The following is a 25348-nucleotide window of genomic DNA, read 5'->3' on the forward strand; positions in this document are numbered from 1 at the left end:
GAGTCCTGAAGTGACGTCACTCGAAGGCCGCGAGGTCTGGTTCCTCACCGGAAGCCAGGGGCTCTACGGCGAGGACACCCTGCGGCAGGTCGCCGAGCAGTCCCGGCAGATCGCCGACGCGCTGGGCGACGGGCCCAGCCTGCCGGTCAAGGTCCGGTGGATGCCCGTGCTGACCGAAGCCTCCGCCATCCGCCGGGTCTGTCTGGAAGCCAACGCCTCCGACGACTGTGTCGGGCTGATCGCCTGGATGCACACCTTCTCCCCGGCGAAGATGTGGATCGCCGGACTCGACGCGCTGCGCAAGCCGCTGCTGCACCTGCACACCCAGGCGAACGTCGCGCTGCCGTGGGCGTCCATCGACATGGACTTCATGAACCTGAACCAGGCGGCCCACGGCGACCGTGAGTTCGGCTACATCCAGTCCCGGCTCGGCGTGGCCCGCAAGACCGTCGCCGGCCACGTGAGTGACTCGTCGGTGGCCGCCAGGATCGGCTCCTGGGTCCGCGCGGCCGCCGGCCGCGCCGAGCTGAGCACCCTGAAGCTCGCCCGGTTCGGCGACAACATGCGCGACGTCGCAGTCACCGAGGGCGACAAGGTCGAGGCGCAGCGGCGGTTCGGCGTCTCGGTCAACACCTACGGCGTCAACGACCTGGTCGACGCGGTCGACGCGGTCGCGGACGACGCGATCACCGAGCTGGTGAAGGAGTACGAGGACACCTACCGGGTGTCGGCCGAGCTCCGCCACGGAGCCGACCGCCACGAGTCGCTGCGCTACGCGGCGCGGATCGAGCTCGGCCTGCGCGGGTTCCTGGAAGACGGCGGCTTCAAGGCCTTCACCACCAACTTCGAGGACCTCGGTGGTCTGCGCCAGCTGCCCGGCCTTGCCGTGCAGCGCCTGATGGCGGACGGCTACGGCTTCGGCGGCGAGGGCGACTGGAAGACCTCCGTCCTGCTGCGCACGCTCAAGGCGGCGGCGGCCGGGCTGCCCGGCGGCACGTCCTTCATGGAGGACTACACGTACCACCTGGAGCCGGGGCAGGAGGTCATCCTCGGCGCCCACATGCTGGAGGTCTGCCCGAGCATCGCGTCCGAGGTGCCCATGCTCGAGATCCACCCGCTGGGCATCGGCGGCCGCGAGGACCCGGTCCGCATGGTCTTCGACGCGCAGCCGGGACCGGCGGTCGTGGTGGGCATGGCTGACATGGGCGACCGGTTCCGGCTGGTGGCCAACGAGATCGACGTCGTCGAGCCCGCCGAGCCACTGCCCAACCTGCCGGTCGCCCGCGCCGTCTGGAAGCCGCGGCCGAACCTGCGGACCTCCGCCGAGGCCTGGCTGACCGCCGGAGCCCCGCACCACACCGTGCTCTCCAGCGCGATCGGCGCCGAGGAGCTGACCGACCTCGCGGACATGGTCGGCACCGAGCTCCTGCTGATCGACGCGGACACCACGATGCGCCAGTTCACCAAGGAGATCCGCTGGAACCAGGCCTACCACCGCCTGGCCCAGGGTTTCTGACACCCCGGCGTGGCGGCGCCCGGCGCCGGCGGGGCGCCGTCACAGCACCCTCCCCACCAGCGAACCGGAGCAGCATGACCGCCGCACTGTCCATCTGGCACGAGCCGTACGCCTTCCTCCCGGACGGGCGGACCGTCCGCCGCTGGACGTTCGGCTGCGACAGCGCGGTCACGGTGGAGATGCTCGACCTCGGCGCGACCCTGCACACGCTGCGCGCTCCCGACCGGGACGGGCGGCGGGCCAACGTCGTCCTGGGCGCCGCGAAGGTAGCCGATCTGCTCGGCCCGGCGCGGTACTTCGGCGCCACCGTGGGCCGGTACGCCAACCGGATCGCACGCGCGGAACTGCCGATCGACAAGGCTGTCCACCGGCTCGCCGGCCACCCCGTGGGCCCGACCCTGCACGGCGGCGCCGACGGCTTCGACAACCGGCTCTGGCAGGCCCAGGAGATCCGGGAACCGGGCCGGGTCGGCGCCCGGTTCGAGCTGCACAGCCCGGACGGCGACCAGGGGTTCCCCGGTGCACTCGACGTCACCGTCGACTATCTGCTCGACAGTGCAGGCGAGTTGACCATCGAGTACCGGGCCACCACCGACGCCGCCACGGTGGTCAACCTCACCAACCACGCGTACTTCAACCTGGCGGGGGAGAACAGCGGCGAGACCGTGCTGGACCACCTGCTCCAGGTCGACGCCGACGCCTACTCGCCGGTGGACCCGGACCTGCTGCCACTCGGCTCGCCGGCCCCGGTCGAGGGCACGCCGTTCGACCTCACCGATACCTGCGTCATCGGTGAGGCCATCGCGGCGGACCACGCCCAGCTGAGGCTCGCAGGCGGCGGATACGACCACAACTGGGTCCTGCGGGAGGCCACTTCGCTGCGCCGCGCCGCCGTCCTGAGCCACCCCGGAAGCGGGCGGCGGCTCGAGTGCCTGACCACCGAGCCGGGCATTCAGATCTACACCGCCAACCACTTCGACGGGACCAGCAGTGGCCTCGGCGGCCGACCGTACGGAGCATTCGCGGGTGTCGCGCTAGAGACCCAGCACTTCCCCGACTCGCCGCACCACCCCGACTATCCGTCCACGGTGCTGCGCCCCGGCGAGGAGTACCGCAGCACCACCCGCTATCGCTTCTCGGCAATGTGACGCGTCGTCGGAGCAGAGTGTTCCGGCGAGACCTGAATGTGACCTGCACAGGGCATTGACGGACAGAATGTTAGCGATAACAATTCACACGTCGGTAGTAATCCGGACACTTGCAGGGGCTCAATTGTGGCAGCTTTAAGGGGCCGCTTCCGTAACCTGTCGGCGCCGCTTCCTCGACGATTTTCTGTTAGCGCCAACTGCCAAAAGCCGCTATTGGAGTCCTGGCCTGGCGGTAGGGCCCTCACGGTCAAACAGTCGACCGGCCGGGCCCGCTGCTCCGCACGGCTGCGGCCACCCGGGACCGCCCGTCCCACCGCTTCCACGGGTGGCCCCGTGGTGGCCGCAGCCCCTCTCGGCGCCACCGGTGAGGGTCTGGAGATCCGCTCGTGCCGTACCCGCCCCGCCCGGCGGCCGCTCGCTCGCCCGCCGCCCGAGCGGCGCGTACCCGCCGACGCCGAAGGCCGGCATTCGCCCTCCCGGGCCAGCACCTCGCCGAATTCACGTCAGACACCGCTCACTGATTCACCATCATCAAGGAGAGCACGATGTCCCGTTCCATCAGCAGAACCCTCGGCGCTGTTGCCGTCGCCGCCGCGTTGACCGTCTCGCTGGCCGCCTGCGACGGCAAGAAGGCCCCGGCGGGGTCCGCCGACGCGGGCGGTCAGCACAAGCTGGTCTTCGGCTTCTCGCAGGTCGGCGCCGAGAGTGGCTGGCGCTCCGCGAACTCCAAGTCGATCCAGGACGCGGCGAAGGCGGCCGGCTTCGAGCTGAAGTTCTCCGACGCCCAGCAGAAGCAGGAGAACCAGATCGCCGCGATCCGGTCCTTCATCCAGCAGAAGGTGGACGTCATCGGTTTCTCGCCGGTGGTCACCACCGGCTGGGACACCGTCCTGAAGGAGGCGAAGGCCGCCGGCATCCCGGTCCTCCTCACCGACCGGGCCGTCGACACCCAGGACAAGACGCTCTACAAGACCTTCATCGGGTCGGACTTCGTCAAGGAGGGCAACAGCGCGGGTCAGTGGCTGGTGGACGCCGAGAAGAACGCGACCGGACCGGTGAACATCGCCGAGCTCGAGGGCACCACCGGCTCGGCTCCGGCGATCGACCGCAAGAAGGGCTTCGACGACGTCGTCCTCAAGGACCCGAAGTTCAAGGTCATCGCCGACCAGTCCGGTGACTTCACCCGTGCCAAGGGCAAGGAGGTCATGGAGGCCTTCCTCAAGGCGCACAAGGACATCAACATCCTCTTCGCCCACAACGACGACATGGCCGTCGGCGCCATCCAGGCGATCGAGGAGGCCGGCCTCAAGCCGGGCAAGGACATCAAGATCGTCTCGATCGACGGCATCAAGGACGCCTTCCAGGCGATGGCCGACGGCAAGATCGAAGAGGTCGTCGAGTGCAACCCGCTGATCGGCCCGCAGATCATGGACCTGGTCCAGAAGATCCACGACAAGCAGGACGTGCCCGACCGGGTCCTCTCCAAGGAGGGCGTCTTCACCAAGGACCAGGCCGCCGCCGAGCTCCCCAACCGCCAGTACTGACCACCCCGCCGGGGCCCGCACAGGGCTCCGGCCACCAGGCGAGGAGAGGAGCAACCATGCCGGCGCCGCAGTCCGCCCGCCCGGTCCTCGAAATGACCGGTATCAGCAAGGAGTTCGCCGGATTCCAGGCTCTGTCCGGCGTCCACCTCCGGCTCTTCGCCGGCGAGGTGCACGCCCTGATGGGCGAGAACGGCGCCGGGAAGTCGACCCTGATCAAGGTACTCACCGGAGTCCACACCGCGGAGGCCGGCGAGATCGTGCTCGCCGGCGCGCCGGTCCGTTTCGGCGGACCGCTGCAGGCTCAGGGAGCCGGTGTCAGCACCGTCTACCAGGAGGTGAACCTCTGCCCGAACCTGTCGGTCGCGGAGAACCTCTTCCTCGGACGTGAACCGCGCCGCCTCGGCGGCATCCACTGGTCCGCGCTGCGCCGCAAGGCAGCCGAGCTGCTGGCCGGCCTGGACCTAGACATCGACGTACGGGCCGAAGTCGGCACCCTGCCACTGGCGTTGCAGCAGATGGTCGCCATCGCCCGAGCCGTGGACACCGAGGAGGGCGGCGTCGGCGGGCTGAAGGTGCTGATCCTGGACGAGCCCACCTCCAGCCTCGACCGCGACGAGGTCGCGCGGCTCTTCACGGTCATCCGCCGGCTGCGCGAGGAGGGCGTGGCGATCCTCTTCGTCACGCACTTCCTCGACCAGGTCTACGAGGTCTGCGACCGGATCACCGTCCTGCGCGACGGGCAGCTGGTGGGCGAGTACCTGACCGCCGAGCTGCCCCAACTGGAGCTGGTCGCCGCGATGCTGGGCCAGGAACTCGGCGAGCTGGACGTCTCCGAACAGCAGCGGACCGGCCGGGAGCCCGGCGCCGACACCGAGCCGTACGTGGTCGCGAACGGCCTCGGGCGCAAGGGCGCGGTGGAGCCGTTCGACCTGGCCCTGCACCCGGGCGAGGTGGTCGGCCTGGCCGGTCTGCTCGGCGCCGGGCGCTCCGAGGCGGCCCGGCTGATCGCGGGGGCCGACCACGCGGACACCGGCAAGATCTCCGTCGGCGGACAGAGCGTCAGCCTGCGCAGCCCCCGGGCCGCGATCCGGCACGGCATCGCGTTCTGCTCGGAGAACCGCCGCACCGAGGGCATCGTCCCGGACCTCACCGTCCGGGAGAACATCCTGCTGGCCCTGCAGGCCTCCCGAGGCTGGACCAGGCCGCTGCCGACCCGCCGGGCCGACGAACTGGTCGACAAGTGGATCAAGGCGCTGCACGTCCACCCCGCCGACCCCTCGGCCCTGGTCCGCAACCTCAGCGGCGGCAACCAGCAGAAGGTCCTGCTCGCGCGCTGGCTGATCACCGATCCCAAGCTGCTGATCCTGGACGAGCCCACCCGTGGCATCGACATCGGCGCCAAGACCGAGATCCAGAAGCTGGTCGCCTCGCTGGCCGAGGACGGCATGGCAGTCCTCTACATCTCCGCTGAACTCGAGGAGGTCCTGCGGCTCTCCGACACCGTCGGCGTGCTGCGCGACCACGAACTCGTGGCGACGCTCCCCAACACTCCCGAACTCACCCTGGACCGGCTCATGGAGACCATCGCGAGCGGAGGTGCCCAGTGATGAGGCAACTTCTCAGCCACCGACTGTTCTGGCCGGTGGCCCTGCTGGCCGCACTGCTCATCACCAACGTGATCTACTCGCCGGACTTCCTCAGCATCCGGGTCCGTGACGGCCACCTCTACGGCAGCCTGATCGACATCCTGCGCCTCGGCTCGCCGCTGCTGCTGGTCGCCCTCGGGATGACGCTGGTCATCGCCACCGGCGGCATCGACCTCTCGGTCGGCGCCCTGGTGGCCATCTCCGGCGCCGTCGCCTGCCTGAACATCAGTCACCTGACGGACCAGAAGGACAGCGGGGCGGTCGTGCTGGCCGTGCTGCTCGCGCTGGCGGTCTGCGTCGCCCTCGGGATCTGGAACGGCCTGCTGGTGGCGGGCGCCGGGATGCAGCCGATCATCGCCACCCTGGTACTGATGGTCGCCGGTCGCGGCGTCGCCCAGATGATCACCGGCGGACAGATCATCACCGTCAACAGCGAGCCGTACCACCTGATCGGCGGCGGGTACGAACTCGGCCTGCCGCTCTCGGTACTGATTGCGGCCGTGGTGCTGGTGCTGACCGGTCTCACGGTACGGCGCAGCGCGCTCGGCCTGCTGCTCGAGTCGGTCGGCGGGAACCGCGAGGCCAGTCGGCTGGTCGGCATCCGGGCGCGCGGCCTCACCGTCACGGTGTACGCGTTCTGCGCCCTGTGCGCGGCCGGTGCCGGGCTGATGATCAGCTCCAACGTCGCCTCGGCGGACGGCAACAACGCCGGCCTGTGGATCGAACTCGACGCCATCCTGGCCGTCGTGATCGGCGGGACCTCGCTCTCCGGAGGCCGCTTCCACCTCGGCGGCACTGCCGTCGGAGCGCTCGTCATCCAGACCCTCTCCACGACCGTCTACACGATCGGCGTCCCGCCGGAGACCACTCTGGTGTTCAAGGCCCTGGTGGTCACCGCAGTGTGCCTGCTGCAGTCCCCGGCCTTCCGCGCCAAGGTCCTCCCCGGGCGGGCGCGCCGCAGCGGCGCCGTCGTCGAAGCCAAGCCAAGGAAGAAGGAGGCCACGGCGGCATGAGTACGACGTCCCTGCGGGAGTTCGCCGCGCAACGCCGAGGCTACCTCCCGGTCCTCGCCACCACCGCGCTCTTCGCGCTCACCCTGGCGGCCGGCAACTACCGCTACTACGGCTTCCTCTCCGGCCAGGTCCTGGCCAACCTCTTCGTCGACAACGCCTACCTGCTGGTCATCGCGGTCGGCATGACCTTCGTGATCCTGACCGGCGGCATCGACCTCTCGGTCGGCGCGGTCGCGGCGCTCAGTACGATGCTCTGTGCCGACCTGGTCCAGCGGCAGGGCTGGCCACCGCTGTTGGTGATCCCGCTGGTCCTGGTCGTCGGCGGCCTGTTCGGCGCCGGGATGGGGTACGCCATCCACCACTTCGAAGTGCAGCCGTTCATCGCCACCTTGGCGGGCATGTTCTTCGCCCGGGGCCTCTGCTATCTGATCAGCACCGACTCCATCCCGATCTCCGACCACCTGTTCACCACCCTGGCGCAGAGCCATGTGACGCTGCCCGGCGGGGTGTTCGTCTCGTGGTCGGTGGTGATCGCCGTGTCGGTGGTCGCGGCCGCGTTCCTCGTGCTGCACTACACCCGGTTCGGCAGAGCGGTGTACGCCGTCGGCGGCAACCCGCAGTCGGCGCTGCTCATGGGCGTGCCGGTCGGACGGACCGTCATCCGGGCCTACACCGTCAGCGGGCTCTGCTCCGCGCTCGGCGGCGTGCTCTTCACGCTGTACACGCTGTCGGGCTACAGCCTGCACCTGGTCGGCACCGAACTGGACGCCATCGCAGCCGTGGTGATCGGCGGGACGCTGCTCACCGGTGGCTCGGGATACGTCCTGGGCACGGTGCTGGGCGTCCTGGTGCTCGGCGTGATCCAGACCATCATCACCTTCGAGGGCACGCTCAGCTCCTGGTGGACGAAGATCGCGGTCGGCGCGCTGCTCTTCGTCTTCGTCCTGCTGCAGCGCATCATGACGGCCCGTCGCCGCTCCTGACGGACGGCGGCGGGCTCACCGGGGGAGCACACGGGGGACCAAGGCACCTTCCCTTCACCACCCACCAGCACGGGAGCCCCATGCACCACCGCGTCAGAATCCGCCCGGCGCCGGCGGCCGCCGCCGCCCTGCTGACGACCGGCCTGGCCACCCTCACCGCCACCCCCGCAGCCGCCGCCGCGACCCTCGCGGCTCACTGGTCCCTGGACGAGTCCGGTGGCAGCACGGCCACCGACGACTCGGGGAATACGACAACCGCTCGCGCACCGGCCCGAAGATCTTCTCGGGCGAGTGGGCCTCACAGGAGGGCAGGCCGACCTCCGACCTGGTCGGCCAGGAGGCGTACGCGCCGCTGCTGGCGAACGTCGACAGCGTCCAGTGGAGCACCAATCTGATCGCCTTCGACGCCTCCAGCAGCTACAACTCGCCCAGTGCGTACGTCCGGCAGATGCTCGCGGCCAACCACGGCGACCAGGTGCTGACCTCCTCGTACGCGGGCACCAGCACCGTCAAATCCGTGGTCACCAAGGACTCGAGCACCGGCAAGTACTACGTCACGGTGGTCAACCCCGGCGGCAACAAGCAGAACGTCACGGTCGACCTGACCGGCGCCGGCCCCCTCCCGTCCAGCGGCACGGCGGTCACCCTGGCCTCCACCTTGCCGTCGGACACCAACTCCATGCTGACGACCGCGGCAGCGCTCCCGTCACCCACCAGGTGTGGGGGCGCTGCCGAACCGTTGGGTCGGCTGCTGTGGTCGGCGACGCCGATATCTGGATGCAACCGGAGTGCGCCCGCGCTCTCGGTAGGCTCACGAGAGTGATCCACGGACTCAGGACGGAGCGGAGAGCATGAGCACCGCCGCAGGTCGACTGGGCGGGCCCGAGGAGGATACCGCCGCCGGGCCCCGTCAGCCGGTGATGGCCGACGTCGCGGCGCTGGCCGGCGTCTCGCACCAGACTGTCTCCCGGGTGCTCAACGATCACCCGAACGTGCGCTCGGCCACCCGCGACCGGGTGCTTTCGGCGATCCGGGAGCTGGGCTACCGCCCGAACTCGGCGGCCCGCGCGCTCGTCACCCGCAGGTCGAAGACGCTCGGCGTGGTGAGCTTCGACTCCACGCTGTTCGGCCCGTCCTCGATGCTCTACGGAATCGAGCGGGCCGCCCGCGCGGCGGGCTACTACATCAGTATCGTCTCGCCGCTCGCCCTCGACGCCCGGTCGGTGCAGGAGGCCGTCGACCGGCTGCGCGACCAGGGTGTCGAGGGCGTCGTGCTGATCGCGCCGCAGACCTCCGCGGCGGACCCGCTGGCCCACATCTCGGTGAGCGTGCCGGTCGTCCGCCTCGGCACGTCCGGCCAGGGCCGAGTCCCCACGGTGGCCGTGGACAACGTCGCGGGCGCCCGGATGGCGACGCGGTTCCTGCTCGATCTCGGGCACCGCACGGTGCATCACATCTCGGGCCCGCCGAGATGGCTGGAGGCCCGGCACCGCGCCGAGAGCTGGTCCGCCACGCTCGCCGAAGCCGGCGTGGCCGCACCCCGCCCGCTTCCCGGCGACTGGAGCTCCCGTTCGGGGTACGAGGCCGGCCGGCGGCTGGCAGTGGACCGGGACGTCACCGCGGTGTTCTGCGCGAACGACCACATGGCGCTCGGCCTGCTCTGGGCGCTGCACGAGGCAGGCCGCCGGGTGCCCGAGGACATCAGCGTGGTCGGCTTCGACGACATTCCGGAGGCGTCCTACCTGGTGCCGCCCCTGACCACGGTCAGCCAGGACTTCGGCGGGCTCGGCCGACGTGGGCTCGAACTCCTCGTCGCGCAGCTGGACGACGCCCCGGTCGACCGCTCGGGCGCCCCCAGCAGCGTCCTGGTGGCCCCGGAGCTGGTGGTCCGCCTGAGCACGGCGGCCGCACCCGGACGCGGCCAGGCGTAGTCCAGGCCTCAGGAACCGCTCTTGCGCTTGTTCCAGACGTCGAAGCCGACGGCGGCGAGGAGCACCAGGCCCTTGATGACCTGTGGGTAGTCGGTGCCGATGCCGACCAGGGACATGCCGTTGTCGAGGACGCCGAGGACCAGGCCGCCGATGATGGCGCCGCCGATGAAGGCGGCGGCGATGGCTTCCAGTTCGAAGTTGATGCCGGCCTGGGGGTGCCGGCGTTGAGCCGGGCGGCGAAGACCAGGCCGGCCAGTGTGGCGAGGACGCCCATGTTGACGAAAGCCAGGAAGACCGCCCGCCGGCTCTTCACGCCGGAGAGCCTGGTGGCTGCTTCGTTGCCACCGATGGCATAGGTGTGCCGGCCGATGATCGAGTTGCGCATGAGGTAGCCGAAGCCGAACAGCAGGGCGCCCAGGACTGCGGGATCGAGGCCCGGTAGTCGAGTTGCCCGCACCGAGTGGCCGCGTTGCGTCGCAGCTCACGGGAGATCGTCGACGGAGAACGCCCCAGCCTGCGGGCGATCTCCCTCACGCCGGTGTCCTGGGCCCTCAACAGGGAGACAGGACGAGGCCGCCACCATTCGGGTTCTCCACGTGCACGGCGGGCTCGGCCTTGCACCGAGCCCGCCGCTCCAACTCCACCCGTTCCTGAGCGCTCACTGTGACGCTCACCCGGTTCGGCGTACGTCGTTGCCCGCGAACGGCAGGAACACCGGAGCCGGCCCTCTGTCACGCCACCGGCTAGCGCTGCAGTGTCAGCACGCCCGGCCGGTACGGCAGGAGGCCGTAGTCCATCCCTTGATCTTCGCAGGGAATCCCGGTGAACGACGAACCGAAGCTGCCCGGGACGTCGAGTTGGGCGGGCAGCGGACCGGCGCGGCGAGAAGGTGGTGGTCTACCACGCCTCCGCCAACCGGGACGAGACCGTCTTCGCGGAGCCCGACCGCTTCGACATCACCCGGACCCCGAACGACCACGTCAGCTTCGGCTACGGCCCGCACTTCTGCCTCGGGGCCCAGCTGGCGCGGCTCCAGATGACGGCGATGCTCCGGCACGTCCTCGCCGAACTGCCCGGCCTGGAACTGGCCCAAGAGGCTGCGCCCGTACGGCTGGTGTCGAACTTCCAGAACGGCCTGAAGCACCTTCAGGTGGTCTGGCGGCCGGACTCCTGACCCACGCGGGCCCAGCGAAGGGTCATGTCGGGCAGGTTCTCCATGTTGCGGTCGCCGTCGTTGGTGTCGAGGACGGTGAAGCCGTGGTGCTCGTAGAACGCGCGGGCTCCGGTGTTCTGTTGGAACACCATCAGGGACACCTCGCCGGAGCTGTGCCGCTTGACCTCGTCGAGGAGCAGGGTGCCGACGCCCTGGCGGCGGGCATCCGGGCGCAGGTAGAGGTGTTCGAGCACGTCGCCCTCAAGAGCGGCGTAGCCGAGGAGTTCGGAGTCGTGCACGGCGACCCAGGCGCGGGCCTCCTTGAGCAGGACGTCCTCGACCCATCGGCTCACCTGCTCGTGACTGCGCTTCTGCGGGGGCAGGTACGGCATCGTGGCCGCCCGGGAGGCCATGTGGATGCGCGCTATCTCTGCGGCGTCCGACGCCTCCGCGTGCCGGATGCTCGTGCTGTTCTCGTTGGTCACGCCAGGACACTACAAGATCACTGGTGGGCCTGGCCGGTGGTGGCGGCCGCGAGGGCGGCCCAGAGCACCTGCGGGTGGCGGATGTCGCTGTGGGCACCGGAGAAGAGGGACTGGTCGGCGGCGATCACCGCGTCGCTGTGCAGGCGGTAGAACCCGCCGAGGTGGAAGTCGTAGGCGGTGCCCGCCTCCTGGAGATCCAGCTGCTGGGCGTCGGCCTGCTGGAAGCCGTCGTGGCCCATGCCGCCCCAGCGGTAGGTCAGGTCGGTGGCGCTCTCCGAGTCGCTGTGGCTCAGCATCGAGGCCGCCGGGTACCACCAGCCCACCGCGCGGTCGGCCGCCGAGAAGGTGGACAGCAGCGGCCCCGCGACCAGCCCGCCCGCACCGGCCAGGAAGCCGCTGCGGGAGGCGTCGACCGGCAGCGCCGCAGCGAAGCTGAAGTGCGAGAACGCGCCCTGGATCAGCAGCAGCGAGCCGACCGGCGAGGGCCCGCCCGCCGGGAGGCCGGTGAGCGCGAACGAGACCAGCCGGGCGCCGAAGCTGTGGCCCAGCAGGTGCACCCGCACGCCCAGGGTGCCGATCTTCCCGACCAGCGGCCCGAGGCCGTCCCGGCCCACCACCCCGGCGCGGTTCTTCATCTCGAAGTAGCTCGCCGTGCGCAGCGCCTCGCGAGCGCCGTGCCAGAGCGTGGTGAACGGGTTCGGCAGGCCCTCCGCGTCCGACCGGGTCTTCGACAGGCCCGAGAGGGTGCCGAAGACCTGGGCGGTCGGCCCGGTCAGCACCGCCTGCTCACCGGAGTCCTCGGCCGCCAGCGCCGGAGCGGTCACCAGCGAGGCGATCAGGGCGTGCGCCTTCTGGAGACTCGCCGCGTCCTGCGGCTGCTGGTCCAGCAGGGCGGTGACCTGCTGGAGGCTCGCCTGCTGGGCGGGCGCGAAGGCCGGGGCGAGGGCGGCCGCCAGCTGCGCGCCGGTCGAGGGCACGGCCGGGCCCGCCGGGGCGTCCTCGGGGAAGAGCAGGGACGGCCAGAGCACCCCCACCACGCCGACGGTGCCGTTCAGGCCGGGTGCGAACTCGGTGATCTGCCGGGAGAGTTCGGTGAACATGTCCCGGTGGAGCTGCTCGGCATCGCCCGTGGAGGTCTTCCAGCCGTGCGAGAGCACGAAGAGTTCGCGCACCCCGGAGGTGGGGAGCGCGGCGAGCAGCCCGCCGTCGTCCAGCAGGGCGCCGTCGGCACCGAAGGTGACCAGCCAGTACGGGAGTCCGGCGATCGGGTCTGCCATGGAGATCACTTCCCGGTGAGGGCGCGGGCGGGTTCGGACGTTCTCGGACGGACTCAGACGCTCGACATGACGCGCATCAGGTCGAGCAGGCCGTGCCCCTCCAGATAGCGGTCGCGGCCGAGCGAGGTGGCGTTGGCGCAGAAGAGCTGTTTCACCTCCCCGGGCCGTCCCATGTACTCCGGGCGGGCGGAGAGGAAGGCCGCGACGGCGCCCGAGACGTGCGGCGCCGCCATCGAGGTGCCGCTCTCCTCGACGTACGCCGCGAGACCTGCCGGGGCGGGGCCTGCTGGATCACTCACGGGCGGGAGGAGCGAGGCGAGTTGGGCGCGGAGTGCACCCGAGGCGCAGGAGGTGATGTGCTCGCCGGGCGCCAGCAGGTCCGGTTTGAGGCGCCCGTCCAGCGTCGGGCCCTTGGACGAGCTGTAGGTGACGCCGAACTCGTGCGGCCGGTCGCGGTGGGTGGAGCCGACGGTGATCGCGGACTCGGCGTTGCCCGGGTCGGTGATGGTGGCCAGCACCGCGCGGGCGTCCGAACTGCCCTCGCCCGGGAGGGACTCGCCGCCGAAGCCGCCGTTGCCTGCGCTCACCACGACCACCACGCCGCTCGCCACCAGCAGGTTCACCTCGCGGCACAGCGGGCTCAGCCCGCAGGCGTAGTCACGCGGATCCCACGGGCAGCCGAAGCTCAGGTTCACGCCGTGCACCAGCAGCATCCGCCCGCCAGTGTTGAGCGTCTCCCGGACGTAGTAGAGCGCCTCGATCACCGCGCTGGACGAGGTCACCAACTCGCCGTCGCGCTCGGCCAGCACCTTCAGGCTCACCAGCTGCGCCTGCGGTGCCATCCCGGCCAGCGAGCGCCCGGTGCCGAGCCGCCGGGCCACCCAGCTCGGCAGGCCGTCCGCGACCGTCTCGACGCTGCCGATCACCGGGTCGTACTTCTCGGGCAGCGCGCCGGCGATGATGCCCGCGACGTGCGTGCCGTGACCGGCCTCGTCGGTGAGCGGCGAATCGGGTGACGGGGTGCCCGGCGCGGACGCGGGCGGCACGAGCGCCGTGAAGTCGCGGTGCAGCCGGGCCACCCGCCCGGTCAGCGTGCCGGCCTCGAAGTGCGGGTGCCCGGCGTCGATCCCGCTGTCCAGCACGCCCCAGACCACCCCCTCGCCGCCCGCTGCATAGGCCCGACGGACGGCGTCCGCCTTGATCGTGGAGACCGAGCGGTCGATGTGGGCCCGCAGCGTGTAGTCGGGCCAGATCCGGAAGACGGTGTGCGGGCCGTGGCCGTCCGGGCCCCGGTCGGCAGCCAGCAGCCGCTGGATCTCGTCCGGGCGCAGCACGCAGCGGACGTAGCTGTCGGCGAGCGGCTGCGGCGGGGGCGGCGGGTCGGCGGTGGAGTCGAGGGCGGCGTGGTAGCCGGCCAGGAAGTCCTGCCGGGTCTGCTCGGTCGAGGGGTCACGGGCGAGGTCCATCTCGACCAGCACCGGGCTGCGGCTGTCCGGCAGCACCCGGACGACCTTGTCCCGCACCTCCGGCGGCACGCCGGGGTGGAGCGCGGGGCTGACCGCGCAGAAGCCGCCCGGGTGGGGGTGGTCGGCCGTCGTCATGGCGCGTCCCTGGGTGGAGAGCTGGGCCTTCCTCTCCACCATGCGCTCGGGCCCGCCGGGCAGCGACCCAGGGCGCACGCAACTGGCCAGCCCCCAGGGGCGCGGGGAACTGCGCGAAACGGGAGAGACGGAGCCGTAGCCTTCCGTGCTCGCGCACGCAGTTGATCAGTCGGGCCCCGCGCCCCTGGGGGCAAGGCCTCAGCGGAGCGCGTTGCGGATCAGCTCGGCCAGGTGGAGGGGGCGGGTGCCGTCGGTGAGGTCGGTGATCTGGGTGCGGCAGCTGAAGCCGTCGGCGAGGAGGACGGTGCCGGCGGCCGCGGCGCGGACGGCGGGGAGCAGGACGCGTTCGGCGGCGGCGACGGAGACCTCGTAGTGACCGCGTTCGAAGCCGAAGTTCCCGGCCAGGCCGCAACAGCCGGAGTCCAGCACGGTGTTGGTGATGCCGAGCCGGGCCTCGACGCGGCGGTCGGCGGCGGTGCCGAGCACGGCGTGCTGGTGGCAGTGGGTCTGGGTGAGGGCGGTGGCCGTCAGCTGCGGCAGCTCCGCGCCGGATTCGTCCAGGAACTCGGCGAAGGTGCGGACCCGGCCGGGCAGGTCGCCGGGGTCGGGCAGCAGGCGGGGCAGTTCCTCGCGGAGGGCTGCCGTGCAGCTCGGTTCGAGGCCGATCACGGGCAGGCCCGGCGGGACGGCGCGCAGGCTGCGCCGCAGCACCCGGCGGGCGGTGCCGAGCTGGCCGGTGGAGATCCAGGTCAGCCCGCAGCAGACCGGGCCGTCGGGCAGCCGGACGGCGAAGCCGAGCCGCTCCAGCACCTCGACGGCGGCGCGGGCGGGCGCCGGGTCGAGCAGGTTGCCCAGGGTGTCGGGCCAGAGCAGCACGGGCCGGGCGCCCGGCTGCTCGGGGTGCTCGGCGCGGTACCGGCGGAACCAGCGCTGGAAGGTCTCGGCGGGGAGGGCGGGCACCTCACGGCGGGGTTCGATGCTGCCCAGCCATTTGAGCGGGCGGGAGCGTGCGAGGCGGGTCGCCACGCCGGGGGCGTATGCGGCGGCGCGCAGCCAGAGCGGGAGCCAGCCCATCGAGTAGTGCGAGCGGGGGCGCAGCCTGCGGCGGTAGTGCTGGTGCAGGAACTCGGTGCGGTAGGCCGCCATGTCGACCTGGACGGGGCAGTCGCTCGCGCAGCCCTTGCAGCCGAGGCAGAGGTCGAGTGCCTCGCGGACCTCCTCGGAGCGCCAGCCGTCGGTGATCAGCTCGCCGCGCAGCATCTCGGCGAGCAGCCGGGCGCGGCCCCGGGTGGAGTGCCGCTCCTCGTGGGTGGCCATGTAGCTGGGGCACATCACGCCGGTGCTGGTGTCGACGCATTTGCCGACGCCGACGCAGCGGTGCACGGCGGTGAGCAGGCTGCCGCCGTCCTGCTCGTACGGGAGTGCGAGCGGCAGCAGGTCGCGGCCGGGGAAGCGCAGGTCGGCGTCGAGCGGACGGGGGTCGACGACGGCGCCGGGGTTGAGCAGGTTGGCAGGGTCCCAGATCTGTTTGAACCGGCCGAAGAGCTCGATGATCTCCGGCGGGTACATCCGGGGCAGCAGCTCGCCCCGGGCCTGCCCGTCGCCGTGCTCACCCGAGAGCGAACCCCCGTGCGCCACCACCAGATCGGCCGCCTCGGTCATGAACGCGCGGAACTCCGGCAGCCGTTGACCGTCCGTGAGCGGGAAGTCGAGCCGCAGATGGACGCAGCCCTCGCCGAAGTGCCCGTACGGGACGCCGCGCAGGCCGTGCCGCGCGAGCAGGGAGCGCAGCTCGCGGAGGTAGTCGCCGAGGCGCTCGACCGGCACGGCCGAGTCCTCCCAGCCCGGCCAGGCCTGCCGGCCGTCCGGGAGCCGGGTGACGATCCCGGCGCCGGCCTCCCGGACGGACCAGAGCTGGCGCTGCTCCTCCGGGTCGGTGACCAGGGTGCTGGTGGCCGACGGCTCGCGGTGCACGGCGGCGGTGAGGGCGCGGGCGGCGTCCAGGGCCTCGGCCGGGGTGGCGCCGCCGGCCTCCAGGAACAGCCAGCAGCCGCCCTCGGGCAGCCTGCGCAGCGCGGGCGGCCGGTGGCCCGCCGCGAGCAGCGCCTCGATCAGGTCGGCGGCCATGCCCTCGACGGTGAGCGGCCGCAGTGGCAGCAGAGCCGGTACGGCGTCGGCGGCCGCCGTCTCGTCCGGGTAGCCCGCGACCACCAGGGCGCGCGCCGCCGGGGCCTCGACGAGGCGGACGGTCGCACCGAGCAGCACGGCGCAGGTGCCCTCCGTCCCGGTGAAGGCGCGGGCCAGGTCGTGGCCGCGCTCGGGCAGCAGGGCGTCGAGGGCGTAGCCGGAGGTGCGGCGGGGCAGGGCGGGCATGCCCTGGCGCAGCTCGGTGAGGTGGGCCGTGGTGAGGCCCTGGAGGGCGCGGTGCAGCTCGCCCTCGCGGCCGGGGCGAGCACGCAGACGGTCACGTTCGGCGGGGGTGAGCGGGCCGGTGAGGGTCAGCTCGGTGCCGTCCGCGAGCAGCAGGTCGAGGGCGTGCAGGTTGTCCGAGGTGCGGCCCCAGGCGACCGAGTGGGCGCCGCAGGAGTCGTTGCCGATCATGCCGCCGAGCGTGCAGCGGCTGTGCGTGGACGGGTCGGGTCCGAAGCGCAGCCCGTACGGGCGGGCGGCGCGCTGGAGGTCGTCGAGCACCGCGCCCGGCTCGACCCGGGCGGTGCGGGTGTCCGGGTCGACCGAGAGCACCCGGTCGAGGTGCCGTCGGAAGTCCAGCACCACCGCCCCTGGCCCGATCGCCTGCCCGCCGACGCTCGTCCCCGCGCCGCGCGGCACGACGGGCACCCCGTGCTCGCGGCAGAGGGCGAGGGCGGCGCGGACGTCGTCCAGGTCGGCGGGTTTGACCACACCGAGCGGCGGGTGGCGGTAGTTGGAGGCGTCCTGGCTGTAGACGGCACGCTCGGCGGTGCCGAAGCGGACCTCCCCTCGGAGCGCTGCGCGGAGGGCGTGGGCGAGGGCGTGGGCGAGGTCGTCGGCCATGCGTCAGATCATCGCAGGGGCGGCCGGGGTGTGGGACGGGCCACCCCGGCGAGGCAGTGATGAGGTGTCATATGGCAGTCTCTGGGGGCATGAGCGATGATCTTCAAGCCGCACCCAGCCCCTACGTCGCGCGCCTGCCGATCGGTGAGCGGATAGCCCTGCCCGAGGGTTCCATCCCGAACTGGGACATCTTCCCCTTCGAGGGCGACATCCAGGTCAAGATCCTCGATGCCCCGCAGCTGCCCGAACCGCCCCGGCACGGCGAGGAGGGCCCGGAGAGCTGCCACCAGTGCGCCCGCCCGGACTCCTCCTTCCTCTGGACGGACGAGCACTGGCGGCTCACCACCATGAAGGAACCGGCCGCCCTGCCCGCGATGGTGCTGCTCCAGCCGCGCGGCCACTACGACCTGATCGACCTCCCGCCGGAGCGGGCCGCCGAACTCGGCCCGATGCTCCAGCGCGTCGAGCGGGCCGTCATGTCGCTCGGCGGCATCGCCCGGGTGCACGTCAACAAGTGGGGTGACGGCGCCGCGCACCTGCACGTCTGGCTGATCGCCCGGCCCGAGGGCATGCTGCAGATGCTGGGCACCTGCCTGCCGCTCTGGGACGACGTGCTGCCGAAGGTGCCCGAGGCCGAGTGGCAGGAGAGCGGCCGCCGGATCGCGGCCGCGATGGTCGCCGAGGGCGGCACGGCGCACGTCTGACGGTCTACTGGTGAGTGGCACAGGTGCGGCCCGCCGGCCGAAGGCCGAGTGGGAGGGTGGGTGAGTCGTGGGGGGAGTGGAGCAGGTCGAGGTAGGCGGCTCTCGGAGTGAGGGTGCTGCCGAGGGCGCGGACGGCCGGGCCGTCCCACTGGACGTCGAGGAGTTGGCCGCCTGCCTCGGTGAAGCGGGTGGCCAGGTCGGCGATCGCGACCCGGGCGGCGTCGGAGCGGCGATGGAACATCGAGTCCAGGCTGAGGACCGCGCCGATCTGGACGCCGAACGCCCCGCCGATCAACTCGCCGTCCTCCCAGACCTCGACGCTGTGCGCGTGCCCCTCCTCGTGCAGCCCGCACAGGCCCTGCTTCAGCTGGTCCGTCAGCCAGCGCGGGCTGCGGCCCGCCCGGCACTCCTCGACCACCCGGGCGAACTCCCGGTCCACGGTGGTGGACCACCGCACCGTGTTCCGCAGCCGCCGGGCCAGCCGCCGCCCCAGTATGCCCCCGGACGGGGCGATCACCGGCCGGGGGTCCGGCGACCACCAGGCCACCTCGTACGGCACCTCGACGGCCGTCCCGACGACGGCGATCCGCCCCGCCGCGACGTCCTCCTCACAGCGGGCCTCGGTGAGGTACCGGGCGTAGTCGTCCGGCGTGGGCAGCGGGAACGCGCCGGCCTGGTAGCCCGCCAGCAGCCCGGCCGGGCTGAGGTCGGCGCAGAACACGGCCGGGGTGTCGCCGGGTGCCGTCGAGAGGTCGACCGAACTCCACGACCGGTGCCGGGCCTCCACCGGCTCCGCCGCCCTCAGGCCGCCGCCTGCGGCGGCTCCAGGAAGGCGCCGGCCAGCAGGTCGTCGAGGTAGAGGTCGAGCAGCCGGGCGTCGACCGGGGGGAACTCGATCCCGCTGCCGCGCAGCGCCCGTTCGGCCCGAGTACGGGAGAACAGCGGGAAGGTGGGCCGGAAGTACATCTCGCTGATCGAGAGGTCCGACCCGGCGCACTGGTCGACGAACAGCGGGACGAACGGTGTCATCGGGTGGGTCGGATGCCGGGCAGCGAACCGCACCAGCCGCTGGACCCAGGCGTGGTAGGGGAGTTGCTCGATCGGGTAGCCCCTGGCCCGCAGCCGGTCGGCCAGCTCGCCGAGCAGCGCGTACCGCGGGTTGGTGAGGTGGTAGACCTCCCCGGCGGCCGGGATGCCGGTGGCGATGTGGGCGACGGCCCGGGTGAGCCGGTCGGCCGGCACGAAGTCGAGCCGCAGTTCCACGTCGGGGCAGACCCCGCTCTCCGCCAGGAACTTGACGAGGGCGCAGATCTCGGTGCCGGTGTTCATCGTGCCGGTGGCCAGATCCCCCGTGACGTCGTTGACCCGGTGGATCGCGACCGGCAGCCCCGCCGTCGCCGCGTTCTGCAGGAGGGCCTCGGCGACCCACTTGCTCTCCACGTAGCCGACCGACAGGAGCTCGGGGTACCCGAGCGGGGTCTCCTCGGTGACGCACTCGACCCCGGCCGGTCCGAAGCCGGCCAGGACGGCCATGCTGGACAGGTAGTGGACCGGTATCGCCCGGGAGCGGCCCGCCAGCCGGAGTACCTCCCGGGTGCCGTCCACGTTCGCCGCCCGCAGGTCCTGGTACGGATAGATGAAGTTGACCTGCCCGCCGCAGTGGTGGATGACGTCCAGGCTCGACGCCAGCTCCTCGAACCGTTCGGGTGCCAGGCCCAGCAGCGGTTCGGTGAGGTCCCCCGGCAGCGCGGTGATCCGGTCCGCCGCCGGTTCGCGGTGCAGGAACCGGTGGTGCGCCGCGCGGATCCGCTCCAGCCCCCGCCGCTCGTCCGGGGCCCGGACCAGGCAGTGCACCCGGGCGCTGGTGGTCTCCAGCAGGGTGTGCAGCAGGTGGGCCCCGCAGAAGCCGGTGGCGCCGGTGAGCAGGATCTCGGCAGGCTGCTGCCAGCGCGGCTCCCGGCCGCCGCCCCGCCGGACGGGGACGCCGAGCGCAGCCTCGGCTGCGAAGTCCACCGGCTGGGAGGCCTCGCCGGGCGTGCCCGCCCGAGCGGACCTGACCACCTCGGAGAACGCCCGCAGGGTCGGGTGATGCAGCAGGGAGCGGGTCAGGAAGCGGATCTGGGTGACGCCGATCCCGAACATGATCCGGGCCCGTGCCAGCATCTCCATCGCGATGAGCGAGTTGCCGCCGAGCGCGAAGAAGTCGTCGTCCGGGCCGACCCGTTCGACCCCCAGCAGCTCGCACCAGAGCTGCGCCAGTGCGGCCTCCACCGCCGTCCCGCCGCCGGACGCGGCCGGTCCGGGGCGCGGGAGCGGCTCCTTGGCGGCCTGTTCTTCCGGTCCCACCGGCAGGTGCTCGACGTGGACGAACGCCGACGGGACCATGTGCTCGGGCAGCCGCGCGGACAGATAGGCCCGGACGCCCCGGTCGAAGGTCTCGGCTCGGGCCGGCGCGCGCAGCGTGAAGTAGGCCGTCAGCACCTTGCCGCCTTTGGGCGGGCTGATGGCGACCACCTGGGCCTGGTCGACGGCGGGATGGGTGGCGAGCGCGGACTCCACCTCCGCCGGGTCGACGCGGAAGCCCAGCACCTTGACCTGTTGGTCGATCCGCCCGGCCAGCTCCAGCCGACCGTCGGGACGCAGCCGCCCGGTGTCCCCCGTCCGGTACATCCGGGCGCCCGGGACCGCCGCGAACGGGTCGGGCAGGAACAGCTCGGCCGTCAGCTCGGGCCGCCGCCAGTAGCCCCGGGCCAGCGTCCGGCCGCCGATGTAGACCTCGCCCGGCTCGCCCGGCGCCACCGGGCGCAGCGCGGCGTCCAGTACGTACACGCTGGTCCCCGGCAGCGGCGTGCCGATCGGCACGGGGGCGGGCGGCCGGCGCAGCAGATCGCCGGAGATCTCGCCGAGCGTCGAGGTGATCACGGTCTCGGTCAGACCGTAGGCGTTGACCAGGCGGATGCCCGGCAGCAGGCGCAGGGAGAGCCGACAGTCCTCGCTGCGCACGGTGTCCCCACCGACCAGCAGCAGCCGCAGGGCCGTCTCCGGTGGACCACCGCCGTCCACCAGGCGCAGGAACTCGTGCCAGTAGGCGGGCGTCAGATCCGCCACGGTGATGCCGAGGCCGGGCAGCCGGTCGAGCAGCTCGGTCGGTGCCCAGGTGCGGCGGCCGCCGAGGACCAGCACGGCCCCGCTGAGCAGCGGGGTGAAGATCTGCTCCAGCGAGGTGTCGAAGCCGAGCGCGGCGAGCTGGAGCACCCGGTCCGCCTCGGTCAGGCCGTAGGCGGCGGCGGCCCTGGTGACCGAGGACGCCAGCGAGCGGTGGTCGACCAGGACGCCTTTGGGTACGCCAGTGGTGCCCGAGGTGTACATCAGGTAGGCGAGATCGTCGGGAGAGCCGGTCTCCGGCGGCGGAGCGTCGGGGCCCGGCTCCCGAGCCTCCTCCACCAGCACGGGTACGACGCCGCAGGTCCGGAACCGCCACACCTGGTCGCCGCTGGTCACCACCTGCCGGGCGCCCGCGTCCTCGGCCAACTGCCACAGCCGGCGGTCCGGGTGGGCCGGGTCGAGCGGGAGGAAGGCGCCGCCCGCCTTGAGCACCGCGAGCAGCGCGACCACCATCGGCAGGCCCCGGTCCAGGCAGACCGGGACGATCACCTCCGCCCGGACGCCCAGCGCCCTGAGCCTCGCGGCCAGCCGGTCGCTGCGGCTGTCCAACTCGCCGTAGCTGAGCACGTCGTCCTGGTCGACCAGCGCCGTGGCGGCGGGCCGCCGGGCCGCCTGGCGCCGGAACAGCTCGTGCACGGGCGGGGACGGAGCGCTGCGGCGGGCGGCCGGAACCGAGGCCGCCCAGCGGGCCCGCACCTCGCCGCGGCAGCGGTCGAGCGGGGCCGGCCCGTACACGCTGCGCCAACCGTTGGGGACCGCAAAGTCACCTGGCCAGATCGCGTACTGCCCTTCGCCGTTCACCAGTACGGCATTGGGTCCGGAATTCCGCACCGATGGAGCGTCCGATGTGTCCACTGGCCTGACCTCGAGATGCTGCAAGAGAGTGATGACAGTGCGTTACCGATCATTCTGGTTGCGGTCGGTAACGGGCGGCTCCGCACTTCTCGACTATATCCACTCGGATGGATGAATGTATGATGATAAAAAACATCTGGACCCTCCCACGCCCGTGATGTCGCGAAGGGAGAGGCTGAGTTGACCTCTCGCAGACGACGCCTGATGGCCTGTTATTTCGGCTGGATGGTATTTCTCACCGTGGTCTATTACCAGAATCCTGCCGGACGCATCATCTGGTGGGCTGGTATCGGACTCAGCGGAGTCGCCGCCATCATCGTCGGGGCACGGCTCAACCGTCCTGCGCACGCGCTCCCGTGGTATCTGCTCGCCTTCGCGAATTTCAGCTTCACGGTGGGTGAGGTGCTCCAGGTCGTCGAGACCAACTATCTGCACCAGACGAACTTCCCGTCGGTGGCCGACGGCTTCTACCTGGCGGAGTATCTGCTCTACGCCGCAGGCGTCCTGGGGTTCATCCGCTGGCGGACGGCCCATCAGGACCGCGGCAGCGTGATCGACGGGCTTACGCTGACGGTCGGCCTTGCGCTGCTCGTCTGGATCTATCTGATCATCCCGTACGTGCACGACCCCGACCTGAGCTGGCTGCAGAAGGCGATCTCGATCGCCTACCCGCTCGGGGACGTCCTGGTGATGGCGATGCTGCTGCGGCTGCTCGTCCCACGAGGCGGGAAGAGCAGGTCGTTGCAGCTGCTCGCCGTCGGCACCCTCGGCATCCTGGTCTCCGACATCCTCTACGGGCTGATCCAGCTGCACGGCGTCTGGCACATCGGCACGCCGGTCGACCTGGGATGGGCCGCCTTCTACTGCGCCTGGGGCGCCGCCGCCCTGCACCCGTCGATGGTCGAGCTCACCCGGCCGATCCCGGCCCAGCCGCCGCACATCACCCGCGGGCGGATCGCCCTGCTGGCCCTCGCCTCGCTGATCGCCCCCGGGGTGCTGCTGGTGGAGGTGAACCTGGGGGACTCCAGCCACGCCGGGGTGATCGGCACGTTCTCGGCGGTGCTCTTCCTGCTGGTGCTGGCCCGGCTGTCCGGGGTGGTGATGATCCACCGGCACGCGGTCGCCCGCGAACGCGCCCTGCGGGTGGCCGGCGCCGAGCTGACCTCGGCGGTGACGGTGGAGGAGGTGGCGGCCGCCGTACGGACGGCCGTGTCGACGCTGATGCCGGACGCGCCGCACCACGTCGCGATGCTGGCCCTCGGCGAGCACGAGCTGCTGCCGGCCCCCCTGTCGCCTGCCCGGGGGGCCCGGCTGGTGCCGGCCGACGAGCTCAGTGGCGACCTGGCGGACCGGCTCGACGGCACGCCCACCGCGCTGCTCTGCCCGCTGGCGCTTCAGGAGCGACCGTCCGGCGACTCGCTGGTCGGCGTGCTGGCGGTGGGCGGGACGGACCAGGAGCTCACTGCGTTACAGAGTTCGCTGGAGATCCTGGCCGCCCAGTCGGCACTGGCCGTCGAGCGGGTGATGCTCAGCCACGAGATCAACGTACGCAACAGCGAGGCCTACTTCCGCACCCTCGTGCAGAGCGCCTCCGACGTGATCCTGATCCTCAACGAGGACGACAGCATCCGGTACGCCAGCTCCTCGGCGGACCGGGTGCTCGGGCGGTCCGGACTGGACGGCGCCCTGCTGACCGATCTCGTCCCGGTGGAGGACAGTCACGCGGTGGTGCTGGCGCTGGTCAAGATGCGCCGGGGGGACCACCCCGAGCAGGGCGACCACTGGCGGCTGCTGCGCGGTGACCGCCGGAGCATCGAGGTCGAGGTGCGCTGCAACGACCTGCGCGACGACCCGACCGTGGGTGGCCTGGTGCTCACCCTGCGGGACGTCACGGAGCAGCGCCAGATGGAGCGCGAGCTGACCCACCGGGCCTTCCACGACGCGCTGACCGGGCTGGCCAACCGGGTGCTCTTCCAGGACAGGGTGGGCCACGCGCTCAGCCGGAGCGAACGGCTCGGGACGGTGACCGGGGTGCTGTTCATCGACGTGGACGACTTCAAGGTGGTCAACGACACCCAGGGCCACGGCGTGGGGGACGAGCTGCTGGTGGCGGTGTCGCTGCGGGTCTCCACCGCGCTGCGGACCTCCGACACCGCGGCCCGGCTCGGCGGCGACGAGTTCGCGGTGCTGGTCGAGGACGCCCGCTCGCCCGCCGACGTCGGCGGGATCGCCGACAGCGTGCTCGCGGCGTTCGCGGAGCCGTTCAAGCTCAGCGCCGGAGCGGTCCGGGTGTCCGCGAGCGTCGGGGTCGCGACCACCGAGGACAGCGCCGACTCGGCGGAGCTGCTCAGCCACGCCGACCTCGCGCTCTACTCGGCGAAGGCCTCCGGCAAGCGCCAGTGGTGCCAGTACCAGCCTGCCCTGCAGGCCAACCTGGTCGAGCGGCACGAACTCAACGAGAGCCTGGACTCGGCGATCTCCGAGTCTGCCTTCTCCCTGCGCTACCAGCCCATCGTCGACCTCGCGGGCGGTGGGCTGGTGGCTTTCGAGGCGCTCGTGCGCTGGCCGCACGAGCGCCGTGGGATGGTGCCGCCGGAGGAGTTCATCGCGCTCGCGGAGGAGAGCGGCCAGATCGTGCCGCTCGGCGCCTGGGTGCTGGAGCGGGCCGCCGCCGAGGTGACCCGATGGCAGCGCACCAGCCTGGCGCCGCGCGCCACCCGGGGCCGCCCGCCGCTGTACGTCAGCGTGAACGTCTCGGCCCGCCAGTTCCGGGACGCCGGCTTCGTCGACATCGTCCGCGAGGTGCTGGACAGTTCGGGCATCCAGCCCGGCTCGCTCATCCTGGAGCTGACCGAGAGCGTCCTGATGCGCCGCGACGACCGGGTCCGTACCGACATGGCCACCCTCAGCGACCTGGGCATCCGGCTGGCCATCGACGACTTCGGCACGGGGTACTCCTCGCTCAGCTACCTGCGGGAGTTCCCGATCTCGATCCTGAAGATCGACAAGTCCTTCATCGACGGGCTCGGGGTCTCGCCGCAGCAGTACGCGCTGGTCGAGGGGATCACCCGGATCGCCGACACGCTCGGCGTCCAGGTGATCGCCGAGGGCATCGAGACCGCCGCCCAGCGCGACCTGCTGGCCGCCATGGGCTGCCCGCTGGGCCAGGGATACCTCTTCGCCGAACCTCTGACGGTGGACCAGGCGGGCACCCTGGTACGGGACGACGCGGCCCTGGTCGGGCGACCTGAGCGCTGAGCGGCCCCGCCGCTGCTGGTCGGGGTCGAGGTCAGC

General features: G+C 71.8%; 17 protein-coding genes and 2 pseudogenes. 11 read left to right on the forward strand and 8 right to left on the reverse strand.

The window, feature by feature from the left end; all coding sequences use genetic code 11:
- Positions 1-10 precede the first annotated feature (10 nt).
- The 8 genes from araA (at position 11) to ACR68M_RS31845 (ending at position 9781) form a co-directional block, all read left to right on the forward strand.
- Complete coding sequence (gene araA / locus ACR68M_RS31810; protein ID WP_441247606.1) at positions 11-1516, forward strand: L-arabinose isomerase; 1506 nt, start codon at positions 11-13, stop codon at positions 1514-1516.
- Positions 1517-1590: 74 nt separating this feature from the next.
- The gene (locus tag ACR68M_RS31815) at positions 1591-2664 is read left to right on the forward strand and encodes an aldose epimerase family protein (RefSeq protein WP_441247607.1); all 1074 of its coding nucleotides are present in this window, start codon (positions 1591-1593) and stop codon (positions 2662-2664) included.
- A 545-nt stretch (positions 2665-3209) separates the two neighbouring features.
- Complete coding sequence (locus tag ACR68M_RS31820; protein ID WP_441247608.1) at positions 3210-4208, forward strand: ABC transporter substrate-binding protein; 999 nt, start codon at positions 3210-3212, stop codon at positions 4206-4208.
- A gap of 56 nt (positions 4209-4264) precedes the next feature.
- Positions 4265-5815: a sugar ABC transporter ATP-binding protein gene (locus tag ACR68M_RS31825; protein ID WP_441247609.1), complete on the forward strand. Its 1551-nt coding sequence runs from the start codon at positions 4265-4267 to the stop codon at positions 5813-5815.
- Positions 5815-6867, forward strand: coding sequence for an ABC transporter permease (locus tag ACR68M_RS31830; protein WP_441247610.1), 1053 nt, complete (start codon positions 5815-5817; stop codon positions 6865-6867). Before ACR68M_RS31825 ends, ACR68M_RS31830 begins: the two co-directional genes overlap by 1 nt.
- Complete coding sequence (yjfF, locus tag ACR68M_RS31835; protein WP_441247611.1) at positions 6864-7850, forward strand: galactofuranose ABC transporter, permease protein YjfF; 987 nt, start codon at positions 6864-6866, stop codon at positions 7848-7850. Before ACR68M_RS31830 ends, yjfF begins: the two co-directional genes overlap by 4 nt.
- Positions 7851-8175: 325 nt before the next feature.
- On the forward strand, positions 8176-8673 hold the full coding sequence (locus ACR68M_RS31840) for an alpha-L-arabinofuranosidase C-terminal domain-containing protein (RefSeq protein ID WP_441251768.1): 498 nt from the start codon (positions 8176-8178) through the stop codon (positions 8671-8673).
- A 28-nt stretch (positions 8674-8701) separates the two neighbouring features.
- The gene (locus ACR68M_RS31845; protein ID WP_441247612.1) at positions 8702-9781 is read left to right on the forward strand and encodes a LacI family DNA-binding transcriptional regulator; all 1080 of its coding nucleotides are present in this window, start codon (positions 8702-8704) and stop codon (positions 9779-9781) included.
- Between the two features lie 8 nt (positions 9782-9789).
- Here the strand turns inward: ACR68M_RS31845 and ACR68M_RS31850 are convergent.
- Positions 9790-10202 (reverse strand): annotated as a pseudogene (locus tag ACR68M_RS31850) (ABC transporter permease subunit); the annotation flags it as partial.
- Positions 10202-10345, reverse strand: a pseudogene (locus tag ACR68M_RS31855) (helix-turn-helix domain-containing protein); the annotation flags it as partial. The pseudogenes ACR68M_RS31850 and ACR68M_RS31855, both read right to left, overlap by 1 nt.
- Before the next feature lie 325 nt (positions 10346-10670).
- On the opposite strand from ACR68M_RS31855, the gene ACR68M_RS31860 reads away from it, so the two are divergent.
- Positions 10671-10955, forward strand: coding sequence for a cytochrome P450 (locus ACR68M_RS31860; RefSeq protein ID WP_441247613.1), 285 nt, complete (start codon positions 10671-10673; stop codon positions 10953-10955).
- Here ACR68M_RS31860 and ACR68M_RS31865 read toward each other — a convergent pair.
- The 4 genes from ACR68M_RS31865 to ACR68M_RS31880 all read right to left on the reverse strand — a co-directional run bounded on the left by ACR68M_RS31865 (position 10928) and on the right by ACR68M_RS31880 (position 17330).
- Positions 10928-11347 carry an N-acetyltransferase family protein gene (locus ACR68M_RS31865; protein ID WP_441251769.1) on the reverse strand — a complete coding sequence of 140 codons (420 nt, stop codon included), beginning with the start codon at positions 11345-11347 and terminating at the stop codon, positions 10928-10930. The two genes, ACR68M_RS31860 and ACR68M_RS31865, sit on opposite strands and share 28 nt — an antisense overlap.
- An 89-nt stretch (positions 11348-11436) precedes the next feature.
- Positions 11437-12696 (reverse strand): hypothetical protein, encoded by a 1260-nt coding sequence (locus ACR68M_RS31870; RefSeq protein ID WP_441247614.1) that lies wholly within the window; start codon positions 12694-12696, stop codon positions 11437-11439.
- 53 nt (positions 12697-12749) lie between these two features.
- Entirely contained in the window at positions 12750-14339 is a 1590-nt protein-coding gene (locus tag ACR68M_RS31875) for a S8 family serine peptidase (protein ID WP_441247615.1), read from the reverse strand.
- Positions 14340-14495: 156 nt separating this feature from the next.
- On the reverse strand, positions 14496-17330 hold the full coding sequence (locus ACR68M_RS31880) for an FAD-binding and (Fe-S)-binding domain-containing protein (protein ID WP_441247616.1): 2835 nt from the start codon (positions 17328-17330) through the stop codon (positions 14496-14498).
- 89 nt (positions 17331-17419) lie between these two features.
- Between ACR68M_RS31880 and ACR68M_RS31885 the strand changes: the two genes are divergently transcribed.
- Entirely contained in the window at positions 17420-18034 is a 615-nt protein-coding gene (locus ACR68M_RS31885; protein WP_441247617.1) for a hypothetical protein, read from the forward strand.
- Between the two features lie 4 nt (positions 18035-18038).
- Here ACR68M_RS31885 and ACR68M_RS31890 read toward each other — a convergent pair whose 3' ends face one another.
- Positions 18039-18821 (reverse strand): leucyl/phenylalanyl-tRNA--protein transferase, encoded by a 783-nt coding sequence (locus tag ACR68M_RS31890; protein ID WP_441247618.1) that lies wholly within the window; start codon positions 18819-18821, stop codon positions 18039-18041.
- A gap of 14 nt (positions 18822-18835) precedes the next feature.
- Positions 18836-22030, reverse strand: coding sequence for an amino acid adenylation domain-containing protein (locus ACR68M_RS31895; protein WP_441247619.1), 3195 nt, complete (start codon positions 22028-22030; stop codon positions 18836-18838).
- A 1548-nt stretch (positions 22031-23578) separates the two neighbouring features.
- Here ACR68M_RS31895 and ACR68M_RS31900 point away from each other — a divergent pair.
- Positions 23579-25312 (forward strand): putative bifunctional diguanylate cyclase/phosphodiesterase, encoded by a 1734-nt coding sequence (locus tag ACR68M_RS31900; protein WP_441251770.1) that lies wholly within the window; start codon positions 23579-23581, stop codon positions 25310-25312.
- Positions 25313-25348 lie beyond the last annotated feature (36 nt).

The sequence above is a fragment of the Kitasatospora sp. McL0602 genome, from assembly GCF_052076145.1.
In the GTDB taxonomy this organism is placed as follows: domain Bacteria; phylum Actinomycetota; class Actinomycetes; order Streptomycetales; family Streptomycetaceae; genus Kitasatospora.